Here is a 13,035-nt window from a genome sequence, read left to right as displayed (position 1 = left end):
CTCACTGCCGCAGCAGCGCCTTGAAGGTTTGCGGCATCCAGGGACGCGCCGCCAGCATGAAGCTGATGGCCAGACGGTCATCGCCAGGCAGGCGCGCGTCTTCCTGGTGTTGCTGCGAGAATTCCACCGCCACTTGCTTCAGGCGTTCCAGCAAAGCCGCCGTGGATTTTTTCGACAGCATCACGTTCACCAGGCGCAGCAATTCCGTTTCGCCATCAAACTGGGAATTCAAGTAGTCGCCATAGGCTTCCTTTTTGAAATACGTGTGGATGGGGCCGTTCGGTATCCACGCAAACGTGCGCGCCACCAGCAGTTTGACCCGATTATTCGGCAGCAGTTCCAGAAAACCGATTTTGTCGAGGCGCAGCAGGTACTTTACGGCTTGCGCCTCGCTGATGTCATAGATGGCGACGATCTGTTCCAGCGGCAGCAGATTCAGGGCGGACACGGCCACCACGAACAGCCGCGTGTCTTCGATGATTTCCTTTTCCTGCGCATACGTCAGTCGCGTGATCAGGGTGGGCGCGGCCTGGGCTGACTGCACGGCCAGCGCCAGCTGCTGGAAATCGCTGCCGATGGCCACCAGGATCTGGTCCAGGCGCTGCAGCGTAAATTGCTTCTGCGAAAACATCCGCTTGACGCTGGCTTCGGATACGCCGATGCGCTGCGCCAGCTCGGCATACGTGACGGCGCGCGCTTTCAACAGGCGCTTCAAGGCTTCGATCAAGGCGTGGGTTTGCGGCATGCACTTCCTTTATAAAAATAGCATCGGTTCCAGCGGCAAAAAAGTAGCGCAATACGCTACCTGCGGTATGCCTGCCCGCTACGAGTAGCGTTTTCATTGACCAATTGCCCACAGTCTACAATGATGGCGTTGCCACTTGGCACACTTGAAGGAGAAACACATGAAACGCTTGCTGCCCCTCTGCCTGTCCCTGTCGCTGTTGACGCTCTCCGTGGCCGCTCCCGGCCTGGTCCACGCCGCCGCCTCCGAGAACCTGTCGAAAGGCTCGCAAAACCTCAGCCAGGGCTCCGCCGTCGTCGTCGCCGGTTCCATGTCGATGCTGGTCGCTTCCGGCCAGGTGGTCGTCGCCAGCGTGGAAACGGTGGGCGAAGGCATCGTCATCGTGCTCAAGGGCGCTTCCGAAGCGGGCGGCGCATCCATCCAGATGAGCACTCAAGCGGCCAAGGGGCTGTCGCTGGCGGCCGGCACCGTGGTCAATGTGGTGGCGATGTCCACCGGCCACATGCTGGTCATGTCCGGCAAGGCCATCGCCTTTATCCCGAACGAACTGGGCAAGGCGCTGCTGCACCACTCCAAAGTGTAAACAACAATGAAGAACGGAAACCCCATGAAACAGTTGCTCGCCACCGCCCTGCTGTGCGCCGCCGCCATGGCGCCGCTGGCCCAGGCCGCCAACTCCGACACCACCAACGCGTCCGACAACGCCAGCATGGCCTCGGCCATCGTGCTGCTCGGCTCCATGTCGGTGCTGGCCGCCGCCGGAGAAGTCGTCATCGACAAGGTGGAAGACGTGGCCGACGGCAGCGTCCTCGTGCTGAAAAGCGCGGCCAAGGGCGCTTCGCAGGCGGCCACGGCCTCCATCAAGCTGAGCCAGAAAGCCACACAAGGCCTGTCGCTGGCGGCCGGCACGGTCGTCAACGTGGTGGCCGTCTCGACGGGCCACATGCTGCTGCTGTCGGGCAAGGCCATCGCCTATGTGCCGAATGCGGCCGGCCAGGCCATCCTCCACCATTCGAAAGCGTGAACCCATGAAACGCCTGACCGTGATTGTCATCAGCCTGGCACTGGCCGGCGCCGCCCATGCGGGGCGCTCATGCGAGGAAAAGCAAACGGATGCCAGCACCCTCGTCAAATCGATGGACCTGGCGCAGAAGACCTTGCAGGCGCTCGATGGCTCGGGCGCGCAAGTGGCGCTGGTGGCGCGCGCAGGGCAAGATCTGTCGAAGTACCATTTGCGCTATTCGCACATGGCGCTGGCCTGGCGCGACCACCCGAAAGGGCGCTGGCTGGTGGTGCATGAACTCAATGAATGCGGCACGGCGCAATCGTCGCTGTACAACGAGGGACTCGGCAATTTCTTCATGGATGACGTGTTCCTGTATGAAACCCTGATCCTGATTCCCGGCCAGGATACGCAGCAGCAACTGGTGCGCCTGCTGACGTCGAACACGCCCAAGCGCCTGCATGAGCCGCACTACAATATGCTGGCCTACCCGTTTTCCACCAAGTACCAGAATTCGAACCAGTGGGTGCTGGAAACCCTGGCCGCTGCCAGCAACGAGCCGGGCAAGATTGAAACGCGCGCCGAAGCGCAAGGCTGGCTGCGCAGCGCCAGCTACGCGCCGCAAACGCTCAGCATACCCGCCGCCACGCGCCTGGGCGCGCGCATGTTCCGCGCCAATATCGCTTTCGACGATCACCCGTTCGAGCGCCGCATGACGCGCCAGATCGACGTCGTCACGGTCGACTCCATCGTGCGCTTCATGCGCCAGCGCGAACCGAAGGTGCAGGAAATCGTCGTGCGGGGAAATTAAGGACGCGGCAGCACGGACGAGGTGGCCAGCATGGCCACCTCGTCACCGTTAAAACACCCAGAGCTTATCGGCCGGCATGTGCAGCCAGTACTTGCCTGCCTCGAGCTTGTGGCGCGAATACGCGCGCAGGCTGATGTTCTCGGCGCCACCGCGCTCGAACAGGCATTCCCAGCGGTCGCCCAAATACATGCAGGTCAGCAGCGGCAACTCGATGGCGTTGTCGACCTGCGTGGCACTGATCTTCACTTCCTCGACGCGTATCATGGTGGTCACCTCCGTGCCCACGTTGGCGCCGCGCGCCACGCCCTGCATGGACGCGCCATCGACCAGCAGGCGCACCTGATTGCCTTCGCGCTGCACCACCTTGCCAGGCAGGCGGTTGTTACTGCCCATGAATTCGGCCGTAAACAGAGTGTCCGGCGTTTCATACATGCTTTGCGGCGTGCCCTGCTGCTCGATCTTGCCGTTGTTGAGCAGCAAGATGCGGTCGGAAATGGCCATCGCCTCGCCCTGGTCATGCGTCACCATCAGGGCCGACAGGCCCAGGCGCACGATCAATTCGCGCAGGAAGGCGCGCGCTTCCTCGCGCAGCTTGGCGTCCAGGTTCGACAGCGGTTCGTCGAGCAGGATCACGGGCGGGTTATACACCAGCGCCCTGGCGATCGCCACGCGCTGCTGCTGGCCGCCGGACAGCTGATGCGGATAGCGCTCGCCCAGGTGGCCCAGGCCCAGCTGCATCAGCACTTCCTTGATGCGCGCGGCGATTTCCGTGCTACCCATCTTGCGCAATTTGAGACCGTAGGCGACGTTGTCGAACACGGTCTTGTGCGGCCACAGCGCGTAGGACTGGAACACCAGTCCCAGGTTGCGATGCTCGGCCGGCATCTCGAAGTGTTTCGCGCCATCGTAGACATTGCGCTCGCCGATCTGGATGGTGCCCGCCTTCGGGCTTTCCAGTCCGGCCACGGCGCGCAGCAAGGTGGTCTTGCCGCTGCCCGAAGGCCCCAGCAAGGCGACCACTTCGCCTTTTTGCAGGTGCATCGAGACACCCTTCAATATCTGGTTGGCGGAGGCGCCAGTGCCGTAGTCCAGGTGCAATTCATTGACGGTCAATTCATTCATGATGTGGTCTCAGTATATTTATTAGTTATGCAGCTCAGTTATGTAACTTGACGCCAAAGCGCAGCGCGATGCCCAGGCCGATGGCCACCAGGGTGATATTGATAAAGGACAGCGCCGCCACCAGGTCGGTCGAGCCGCCTGCCCACAGCGATACCAGCATGGCGCCGATCACTTCCGTGCCCGGCGAGAGCAGGTACACGCCCGTCGAATATTCGCGTTCGAAGATCAGGAAGACCATCAGCCAGGCGCCCAGCAAGCCGTATTTGATCAGCGGCAGGGTGACGTCGCGCGTCACCTGGCCACGGTTGGCGCCGACGGCGCGCGCCGCCTCTTCCAGCTCCGGCCCCACCTGCAGCAGCGCGGTGGAAATGAGGCGCATGCCGTAGGCCATCCACACCACCGAATACGCGAGCCACAGGGCGAAAATCGTCGAGCGCACTTCGCGCAGTACGGGGATCACATGGCCGCTCAGCCACAGGGCCACGCCGTTGTCCATGCCTTTCAATATGCCGTCGAGCCAGGCCGGCACGAACAGGAACACCCACAGGAACGACAGCCCGGCCAAGAGGCCCGGCACGGCGCGCGGCACCAGCACGCTGTAATCGAGCAGGCGCGTGATGCCGTCCTGCTTGCGGTGCATGGCCAGCGCGATGAAGCTGTAGCAGCCCACGGCCAGCGCGCCGCCGACGACGCCGATCAGGATGGTGTTGACGATGCCGCGCACCAGCGATGGCTGGTCGAAAATGTCACGGAAATGCTGCAGGGTCAGCACATCGGCCAGGTGCACGCCTTCGCCCCAGTACTGCACGAAGGAGCGCAACACGATGCCCGTCAGCGGCAGGATGATGGTGAAGATCAGCCAGCCCGCCAGCAAGGCAAAGGCCAGCCACTTCCAGCGCCCCAGCGGCATGGCCTTGCTGCGCGCGCCCTTGCCCTTGATCGACACATACTTGTTGGCGGACTTGAGCAGCCAGCGCTGTATCATCACCAGCGGCATCGTCACCATCACCAGGCAGACGGCGACGGCAGCCATCAGGTGGTAGGACGGCGTACCGAGCTTGTTCGTCAGCTTGTACAGATAGGTCGGCAGCACCAGATGGCCTTCCGGATCACCGAGCACCAGCACCAGGCCGAATACTTCGAAGCCGAGGAAAAACACCAGCACGCCCGCATACGCGAGCGCCGGCATGATCATCGGCAGCGACACATTCAGCATCACCTGGATCGGCGAGGCACCGGCCACGCGGGCCGCTTCTTCGACATCGGAACCGAGGCTTTTCAGTGCCGACGAGGCATACAGGTAGACGTGCGGCACGTGCGTCAGGCCGGCGATGATGACGATGCTGGTGAAGGAATAGATATTCCAGGGCACGAAGCCGAGCAGCTCCTTGGCCCAGATCGAGTAAAAGCCCACGGGGCCCATCGAGACGACATAGCCAAAGCCCATCACCATCGGCGAGACAAAGATCGGCACCAGCAGCATCGGCGCCACCCAGCCGCGCCCCGGCAAATCGGTGCGCACCATCAGGAAGGCCAGCATGCCGCCCAGCGGCACGGCGATGACGGTCAGGCCGCAGGCCAGCATCAGGCCATTCTTGAAGGCCATCGAGAAATCGGGATCATCGAAGATGAAACGGTAGGAGTCAAAGCCGAATTCACGCACCGGCATGAAAAACGGCGCGTTCAAAAAGCTCTGATAAAAAATCAGGAACAGCGGTAGGAAAATGGCGATCAGCGTGATCGTCACGACCACGCCGCGCGACCAGTTCAGGCGCGACAAGGGAGAGCGCGACCGTGCAGGCAGCGGCAAGATGGCAGTTTGCATGATGAATCCAATGAATGAAGGGTGCGGCGTACGCCCGCAAGCCAGGCTCGCGGGCGGCCAAGACGGCGTTGGCTATTCCTACTTCTTGCCGGCTGTTTCTTTCCATTGTTTGAGGAATGCCATGCGCTTGGCCGGCCCCAGAAATTGCAGGATGATCGGATGCACGGGAATCGGCTTGACGTTGGCCGCGCCGATGACCTTGATCAGGTCGGCCGAGGTGGTCTCGCCCGTGACGTCGGCGCGGATGGCGAACAGCTTGGCGCCGTTTGCGATGATGGTCTGGCCGCGGTGCGACAGAATGTAATCGAGCCACAGCTTGCCGGCGTTGACATTCTTCGCGTTCTTGTTGATGAACTGCACGCGCGACAGGATCAGCGTGTAATCCTTGGGCAGCACCACGCCGATCGACGGGTCGGTCTTGGCGCGCACCAGCGCGTAAGAGCCCAGCACGTTGTAGCCGATCAGGTTTTCACCCGAGGAGATGCGCTCCATCATGGTGCCCGTCGACGACTGCACGCGCACCTTGGCCGTGCCAAAGGCGTTTTCCAGCGCCAGGAACTGCGGATATTCCTTCGCATCCTGCGCCATGAACATGAAGCCGACGCCCGACTTTTCGATGTCGTAGGTGGTGACCTTGTCCTTGAATTTCGGCGTGGCGATCAGCTTGACGAAATCGTCGTGGTTCTTCGGCACTTCCTTGGCATCGAGCAAACGCTTGTTGTAGACGATGGCGGCCGGCTCGAACGTGGTGCCGTAAGCCTGGTCATCCCACATGGCCCAGCCGGGGATCTTCGCCGCTTCGACCGACTTGTATTTCAGGGCGTAGCCATCCGAAGCCAGGCGCATCTGCAAGTCCATCGCCGACGACCACATCACGTCGGCCGTGTTGCCGCCGGCGGCCACTTCGGAAATGAAGCGGTTATACACTTCCGTCGAATTCATGTCGTTGTATTCGACCGAGATGCCCGGATACAGGGCGCTGAAATCCTTGATCAACGGAGCGGCGGCCTTGCTGTCGGTGGCGCTATAGATCACCACCTTGCCTTCCTTCTTGGCCGCGTCGATGATCTTCTGGTAGTCGGCCGGATAACCGGGCGGCACTTGCGCAAAAGCGGCGCCGGCCAGGCTGGCAAACGCGGTGGCAAGGGCGGCTTGAAGCAGGGTCTTGGTTTGCATGGGGGTTGTCTCCGTCTATGAATAGGTTTTTTAATAGGATGTCGTTCAGCGCATCAGGCCAAGCTCATTCGCCTGCCTGGCATACTCGTCGACCGCCTTCTTGACATACGCGGTCAGCTTCGGCCCCGTCAGGGCGAATGGGTACAGGCCGGACTGGGCGCGCCACTCGGCGAACTGCGGCGTGGCCATGACGCGGTCAAAGGTGGCCACCCAGCGCTGGTAGTCCGCCTCCGGCACCTGTGGTCCCATCCACACGCCGCGGATGATGGGCCAGACCACGTCGAAGCCTTGCTCGCGCGCCGTCGGCACGCCAGCCAGCACGCCGGGCAGGCGTTTTTCCGACAGCACCGCCAGCACGCGCGCATGGTTGGCGCTGGCGTTCAGGGTGGCTTCTGACGTATCGCCCGAGACCACCTGCACGTAATCGGCCTGCATCGCCGTAAACACTTCGCCGCCGCCTTCGAGTGCGACAAAACGCAGCACTTTCGGATCGATGCCGGCCTGGCGCGCCACCAGCGCCATCTTCAGCCAGTCCTGGCTGCCGATGGTGCCGGAGACGCCGATCAGCACCTTGTCCGGATGCTGGCGCAATGCCGCGATCAGGTCACCCAGCGTCTTGTAGGGCGAATCGCTGCGCACGGCGATCATGCCGTAGTCGGCGCCCAGCGCCGCCACCCAGCGCACGTCGCCCGCCTTGGCATTGCCGAACTTGCCCTGTGCCAGATTGAGCAGCGAGCCGCCCGAAAAAGCTACCAGCGTGTTTGGCTCCGCGCGGCGGCGTTGCGATGCCATCGAATGCCAGGCCACGGCGCCGATACCGCCGGGCAGATAGCTGATGCGCATGGCCGCCCCTCCGGTCTTGGCAGCAACGCCCTCCTGCGCCAGGCCTTTTTTCGCCAGCTTGCAGGTCAGGTCCATGGCGCCGCCCGGCTTGGACGGCACCACGCACTCGGCTGGCGCGGACGCCTGTGCCCCGGCCACGGCGGGCAACAGGCAAAACAGCGACAGGAACAGGGTGCGCAGCATCGTCATGACTTAGAAGCGGTGCTGGATGCCGGCGATCAGGCCGCGCTGCGTGTCGCCGAAACCGGCATCGTCACGCGACAGGCTGACCAGCTGATTGTGCTTGGCCTTGGCGTAGGCGCCGGCCACATACAGGTCGGTGCGCTTGGACAGGGCATAGCGCACGCGCGCCACGTACATGATCGGATCGGCATCCGTGTTGGCGGCCACGTTTTTCACGTCCTGGTAATAGATCACACCCGTCAGGGTGACGACCGGCGTGGTCTTGTAGCTGACGCCGCCCCAGTACAGGGTGCCGCGCACGTCGGCCTTGCCGGCGGCTGCCGGATCGAGCTTGTAGTCGCGCGCCGCCGCCTGCACTTTCCACGGGCCGTCGTCATACATGGCGCCCAGATGGTACACGGTGGTCTTGTCGCGCGCACCGCCGGCGATGGTGTTGCCGTTCACCTGCTCATACGTGGCCAGCAGGCTGACAGGACCGGTCTTGTAGGTGAGGGCCGTGGACAGCTTGGCGCTGTCCGAATTGCCCGTCGACTGTTCGCCGAAGCCGTACGAAGCGCCGTAGCTGAAGCCGCCCGTCTTGCCCGAATACTTGACCATGTTGTCGAAGGCCGTGGTCATGCCATACTTGCTCGGACCCGTCGCGTTGGCCGAAGTGGCCCACGAGTAGAACGGCGCATAGGCCATCGGATCGAACGGCAGCACGAAGTCATACACGGTGGTGAAAGAGCGGCCCAGCACAACGCGGCCAAACGCGCCTTCCAGGCCCACGTTGGCCTGGCGCTTGAACAGCGCGCCGTCGGCCGCGCCCGTGTCGACCAGGATGCCGCCTTCCAGATTGAAGACGGCCTTCAGGCCGCCGCCCAGATCTTCGCTACCCAGGATGCCCCAGCGCGACGTGTTCATGCCGCCGGAGCTCACTTGCGTCATCGAGTTTTTGTTCGGACCGGCGTTGCTGGTGTTGCTGATGCCGGCGTCAAGGCGGCCGTACAGGGTGACGTTCGACTGGGCGTGGGCGCTGCCGGCAGCGGCGAGTAGCGCCATGGCGGCCAACGAGAATGCTGTTTTCTTCATGTAACGTGTCTCCCTTAGATATAGTTATTAGTGATATGCCTGATCAATTTCATGAATCAGGATCACACTATATGAGCGCGATCCTTTCAATTCGCTTTCAGACTGACAGGTGTCGCCCGCCAGCCACAAGGGACATCAACATATTCATCGCCCCCCTGCCAGCAGGCTTACACTGCATTCATTTCAACGAATGGCGGAGACCATGCGCATATTATTAGTGGAAGACCATCTGGAGCTGTCGCACTGGCTGGCAAAGGCCTTGCGCGACGCACACCTGACAGTGGAAACCGCCCACAACGGCGCCGATGCCGACGCCCTGCTGCATACGCAGGAATATTCTTTGGTGCTGCTCGACCTGACCCTGCCGAAGATGGATGGCCTGGACGTGCTGCGCCGCCTGCGCGCGCGCGGCGGCACGCGCGGCAAAACTCCCGTCATGATACTCACGGCGCGCGGCGGCCTCGATGAAAAAGTACAGGGCCTGAACCTGGGCGCCGACGACTACCTGGCCAAACCGTTCGAACTGGCCGAACTGGAGGCGCGCGTGAAAGCCCTGCTGCGCCGCAGCCAGGGCAACGAGGCGCTGGTGCACACCTGCGGCGCCCTCAGTTTCGACACCGTCACGCGCATGTTCAGCTATAACGGCGCGGCGCTGGCCCTGACGCCGCGCGAACACGCGGTGCTTGAAGCGCTGATCACGCGCTCGGGGCGCGCCGTGTCGAAGGAAAAGCTGTTCGACGAAGTCTTCGCGCTGGCCGACGACGCCAACCTGGACGCCATCGAACTGTACATCCACAGGGTACGTAAAAAACTTGAAAACGGCGTGGATGCCGGTTCGCCCGACGGCGCCGTCATCACCACCCTGCGCGGCATCGGCTACCTGCTGCAGCCGCGCAGCGCCATGGCGCCGGCCGCGCCAAAATGAAGGCGCACGCCCCACGCCTGCCCCTGTTCGAGCGCCTGCGCCGGCGCTGGGCGCAGGGCCGGCCGCTGGGCAGCCTGCGCAGCCAGCTGCTGCGCTGGCTGCTCATCCCCCTGGTGATGCTGGTGCTGCTCGATGCCGTCTTCGTCTACCGCAACGCCCTCGACGCGGCCGACATGGCCTACGACCGCTCCCTGCTGGCGTCGACGCGCGCGCTGGCCGAGCGCGTCTCCATCGTCGGCGGCAAGGTGGTGGCCGAAGTGCCCTACGTGGCGCTCGACAGCTTCGAGACCGACACCCTGGGGCGCATCTACTACAAGGTGACGGGCATCAATGGCGAACTGGTGTCGGGCTATGGCGACTTGCCGCCCGTGCCAAAAAACGTGCCCCGCTCGCAAAATTATCCGGCCCTGGTGCGCTTCTACCACGCCGACTACCACGGCAAGCCGATCCGCATCGCCGCCCTGCTGCAACCCGTGTATGACGACTCGATGCGCGGCATCGCCCTGATCCAGGTGGCCGAAACGCTGGATGCGCGGCGCGGCCTGTCGAACCAGATCCTGTTCGACACCCTGAGCTGGCAGGCGGCGATGATACTGGTGATGGGCGCCCTCGTGTGGTTTGCCGTGCGCCTGGTGCTGCGTCCACTGATGCGCTTGAAAACGGAAGTCGAGACGCGCACCCTGTCCGACCTGTCCGACGTCGACCCCACGCTGGTGCACAAGGAAATGCGCCCCCTGGTCAGCGCCATGAACGGCGCCATGTCGCGCCTGCAGCAACTGATCGCCAGCCAGCGCCGCTTCATCGCCGACGCCTCGCACCAGCTGCGCACGCCGCTGACGGTGCTGAAAACCCAGGCCGAACTGGCCATGCGCGAGTGCGACCGCCAGACGGGCGCGCCACCGGACATCGCCGCCCTGCGCGACATCGTGCGCTCGATCGCCGCCACCACCGATTCGACCGTGCTGCTGGCCAACCGCCTCCTGACCCTGGCGCGCATCGAGCATGGCGGCGACAGCCTGACGCTGGACACCGTACCCTTGCGCGACGTGGCGCAGCAGGTGGGGCTGGAAATGGCCATGGCTGCCGTCGCCAAACATATCGACCTGTCGCTGGAAGCGCCCGACGAAGCGCCCGTGCACGGCCAGGCCCTGCTGCTGCATGAACTGGTGGCGAATCTGGTCGACAACGCCCTGCGCTACACGCCGCAGGGCGGCAGCGTGATCCTGCGCGTGCGCGCGGGCGGCCATGGAAATGAAACGGTGCTGGAGGTAGAAGACAGCGGCGCCGGCATCCCGCCGGCCGAGCGCGAACGCGTGTTAACGCCATTCTACCGGGTCGGCGCGGCGCTCGAGAGCAACCCGGGCGGCGCTGGCTTGGGCCTGGCCATCGTGCGCGACATCACGGCCCTGCACGGCGCGCGCCTGGAACTGGCGACAGCGGCGAATGGGCATGGATTGAAAGTGGGCGTGTATTTCGCCGCAACGCCAGTCGATGCTAAGATCGCGCCCTGAGATTTTAAGGAAGGTACCGCCATGATGACCAAAGAAGATGTGACCGAACTGTTTGCCAATATCGCCGAGAATGCGCCATGGGACCTGTCCCAGCCGCTGCTGTGGGGCTATTACTTCACCAACCCGACTTCCGAACCGCTGGAGCAGGCTGCCACCCTGCTGGCGCTGCAGGGCTACCGCCCGGTGGAACTGTACCAGCCGGAACTCGACGATCCGGCAGCACCGCCCGTGTGGGTGCTGCACGTGGAAAAGGCCGAAGTGCACAGCGTCGACAGCCTGCACGCACGCAATGGCGAACTGATGGCGTTTGCGCAAGACAAGCAGCTGGCCAGCTATGACGGCATGGACGTGGGTCCGGTCGGCGCGCCCGAAGCGGAGTAGGTCGGATTAGGCGCAAAGCGCCGTAATCCGACAACATCACGAACGCAAAACGACGCCCGCGGGCGCCGTTTTGCATGCAGCAGTGTGAAAATCAGCTCAGGTTTTCCAGGCGGATCTTGGTGACCGTGCCCACCACGCTATGCAAGGCTTCCATCTTCTCGATGGCGGCCGTGACGTTCTTTTCCTGCGTCTGATGCGTCAGCATGATGATGTCCGTATGCGTCTCGCCCTCTGCCGGCTCTTTTTGCAGCATGGCGTCGATCGAAATGCCCCGTTCTGCCAGGATGCGCGTCAGGTCGGCCAGCACGCCCGGCTGGTCGGCCACGTGCATGCGCAGGTAGTAGCTGGTGGTGATTTCCGACATCGGCAAGATGGCGATATCGGTCATCGCGTTCGGCTGGAACGCCAGGTGCGGCACGCGGTGTTCCGGGTCGGCCGTGGCCAGGCGCGTGATGTCGACCAGGTCAGCGATCACCGACGAGGCGGTCGGCTCGGCGCCCGCGCCGCGGCCCGAGTACAGACTGGCGCCGACGGCGTCGCCATGCACCAGCACCGCGTTCATGGCGCCTTCCACATTGGCGATCAGGCGCTTGGCCGGGATCAGGGTCGGATGCACGCGCAGCTCGATGCCTTCCACGCCATTCACGGTAGCGCGCTTGGTGATGCCCAGCAGCTTGATGCGGTAGCCCAGCTGCTCGGCGTAGCGGATGTCGACGGCATTGAGGTTGCTGATGCCTTCCACATGGGCCTTGTCGAACTGCACCGGGATGCCGAAGGCGATAGCCGACATGATGGTGGCCTTGTGCGCAGCGTCGACGCCTTCGATGTCGAAGGTGGGGTCGGCTTCGGCGTAACCGAGTTCCTGCGCCTGTTTCAGCACGGTGGCGAAATCGAGGCCCTTGTCGCGCATTTCCGACAAGATGAAATTGGTGGTGCCGTTGATGATGCCGGCGATCCATTCAATGCGGTTGGCCGTCAAGCCTTCGCGCAGCGCCTTGATGATGGGGATGCCGCCGGCGACAGCCGCCTCGAAAGCCACCATCACGCCCTTGTCCTGGGCGGCGGCGAAGATTTCGTTGCCGTGCACGGCCAGCAGGGCCTTGTTGGCCGTGACCACGTGCTTGCCGTTGGCAATCGCCTGCAGCACCAGGGTTTTCGACAGGTCGTAGCCGCCGATCAGTTCGACGACGATGTCGATCTCGGGATCGTTGACGATCAGGTAGGGGTCATTGACGACCTTGCAGCCGCCGGCGACCAGCGCCTCGGCGCGCGCCACGTCGCGCACGGCGACGGCGACGACTTCAATGCCGCGGCCCGCGCGGCGCTTGATTTCTTCCTGGTTGCGTTTCAGGACGCTGAACGTGCCGTAACCGACATTGCCCAGGCCCAGCAGGCCGATCTTGATGGATTTCATAGTTGTGCTTGACTGCTCATAAGTG

At 63.3% G+C, this 13,035-nt stretch carries 13 protein-coding genes; 6 read left to right on the top strand and 7 right to left on the bottom strand.

The window, feature by feature from the left end; genetic code table 11:
- Position 1 precedes the first annotated feature (1 nt).
- The gene (locus ACQ4WS_RS21330; RefSeq protein ID WP_436479023.1) at positions 2-745 is read right to left on the bottom strand and encodes a helix-turn-helix domain-containing protein; all 744 of its coding nucleotides are present in this window, start codon (positions 743-745) and stop codon (positions 2-4) included.
- Between the two features lie 160 nt (positions 746-905).
- Here ACQ4WS_RS21330 and ACQ4WS_RS21325 point away from each other — a divergent pair, with 160 nt between their 5' ends.
- From ACQ4WS_RS21325 to ACQ4WS_RS21315, 3 genes are read left to right on the top strand one after another with little or no spacing between them, the layout of a single operon-like run.
- On the top strand, positions 906-1,328 hold the full coding sequence (locus ACQ4WS_RS21325; RefSeq protein WP_353660592.1) for a hypothetical protein: 423 nt from the start codon (positions 906-908) through the stop codon (positions 1,326-1,328).
- Between the two features lie 24 nt (positions 1,329-1,352).
- Positions 1,353-1,769, top strand: coding sequence for a hypothetical protein (locus ACQ4WS_RS21320; protein ID WP_436479022.1), 417 nt, complete (start codon positions 1,353-1,355; stop codon positions 1,767-1,769).
- A 4-nt stretch (positions 1,770-1,773) separates the two neighbouring features.
- The gene (locus ACQ4WS_RS21315) at positions 1,774-2,559 is read left to right on the top strand and encodes a DUF2145 domain-containing protein (protein ID WP_436479021.1); all 786 of its coding nucleotides are present in this window, start codon (positions 1,774-1,776) and stop codon (positions 2,557-2,559) included.
- Positions 2,560-2,607: 48 nt separating this feature from the next.
- Here the strand turns inward: ACQ4WS_RS21315 and ACQ4WS_RS21310 are convergent, their stop codons facing one another.
- The 5 genes from ACQ4WS_RS21310 to ACQ4WS_RS21290 all read right to left on the bottom strand — a co-directional run bounded on the left by ACQ4WS_RS21310 (position 2,608) and on the right by ACQ4WS_RS21290 (position 8,779).
- Complete coding sequence (locus tag ACQ4WS_RS21310; RefSeq protein ID WP_436479020.1) at positions 2,608-3,681, bottom strand: ABC transporter ATP-binding protein; 1,074 nt, start codon at positions 3,679-3,681, stop codon at positions 2,608-2,610.
- 34 nt (positions 3,682-3,715) lie between these two features.
- Entirely contained in the window at positions 3,716-5,506 is a 1,791-nt protein-coding gene (locus ACQ4WS_RS21305) for an ABC transporter permease (protein ID WP_436479019.1), read from the bottom strand.
- A gap of 78 nt (positions 5,507-5,584) precedes the next feature.
- On the bottom strand, positions 5,585-6,682 hold the full coding sequence (locus tag ACQ4WS_RS21300; protein ID WP_436479018.1) for an ABC transporter substrate-binding protein: 1,098 nt from the start codon (positions 6,680-6,682) through the stop codon (positions 5,585-5,587).
- A 45-nt stretch (positions 6,683-6,727) separates the two neighbouring features.
- Entirely contained in the window at positions 6,728-7,714 is a 987-nt protein-coding gene (locus tag ACQ4WS_RS21295; protein WP_436479017.1) for a Bug family tripartite tricarboxylate transporter substrate binding protein, read from the bottom strand.
- Positions 7,715-7,717: 3 nt separating this feature from the next.
- Positions 7,718-8,779, bottom strand: a complete 1,062-nt coding sequence (locus ACQ4WS_RS21290) for a porin (protein WP_436479016.1) — start codon at positions 8,777-8,779, stop codon at positions 7,718-7,720.
- Between the two features lie 202 nt (positions 8,780-8,981).
- On the opposite strand from ACQ4WS_RS21290, the gene ACQ4WS_RS21285 reads away from it, so the two are divergent.
- The 3 genes from ACQ4WS_RS21285 to ACQ4WS_RS21275 are packed head-to-tail and all read left to right on the top strand — an operon-like array spanning position 8,982 to position 11,596.
- Positions 8,982-9,704, top strand: coding sequence for a response regulator (locus tag ACQ4WS_RS21285; RefSeq protein ID WP_436479015.1), 723 nt, complete (start codon positions 8,982-8,984; stop codon positions 9,702-9,704).
- A complete protein-coding gene (locus tag ACQ4WS_RS21280) occupies positions 9,701-11,215 on the top strand; it encodes a sensor histidine kinase N-terminal domain-containing protein (RefSeq protein WP_436479014.1) in 1,515 nt (504 codons plus the stop codon). The genes ACQ4WS_RS21285 and ACQ4WS_RS21280 overlap by 4 nt, the downstream gene beginning before the upstream one ends.
- A 21-nt stretch (positions 11,216-11,236) precedes the next feature.
- Positions 11,237-11,596 carry a ribonuclease E inhibitor RraB gene (locus tag ACQ4WS_RS21275; protein ID WP_436479013.1) on the top strand — a complete coding sequence of 120 codons (360 nt, stop codon included), beginning with the start codon at positions 11,237-11,239 and terminating at the stop codon, positions 11,594-11,596.
- 91 nt (positions 11,597-11,687) lie between these two features.
- Here ACQ4WS_RS21275 and ACQ4WS_RS21270 read toward each other — a convergent pair whose 3' ends face one another.
- Positions 11,688-13,010, bottom strand: coding sequence for a homoserine dehydrogenase (locus ACQ4WS_RS21270; protein ID WP_436479012.1), 1,323 nt, complete (start codon positions 13,008-13,010; stop codon positions 11,688-11,690).
- Positions 13,011-13,035 lie beyond the last annotated feature (25 nt).

Origin of the sequence: Janthinobacterium leeuwenhoeki (assembly GCF_051380795.1) — a bacterium.
Taxonomy (GTDB): Bacteria; Pseudomonadota; Gammaproteobacteria; order Burkholderiales; family Burkholderiaceae_D; genus Janthinobacterium.
The sequence above is the reverse complement of the archived record's forward strand: the minus strand, read 5'-3'. Positions and strand labels throughout refer to the sequence as shown.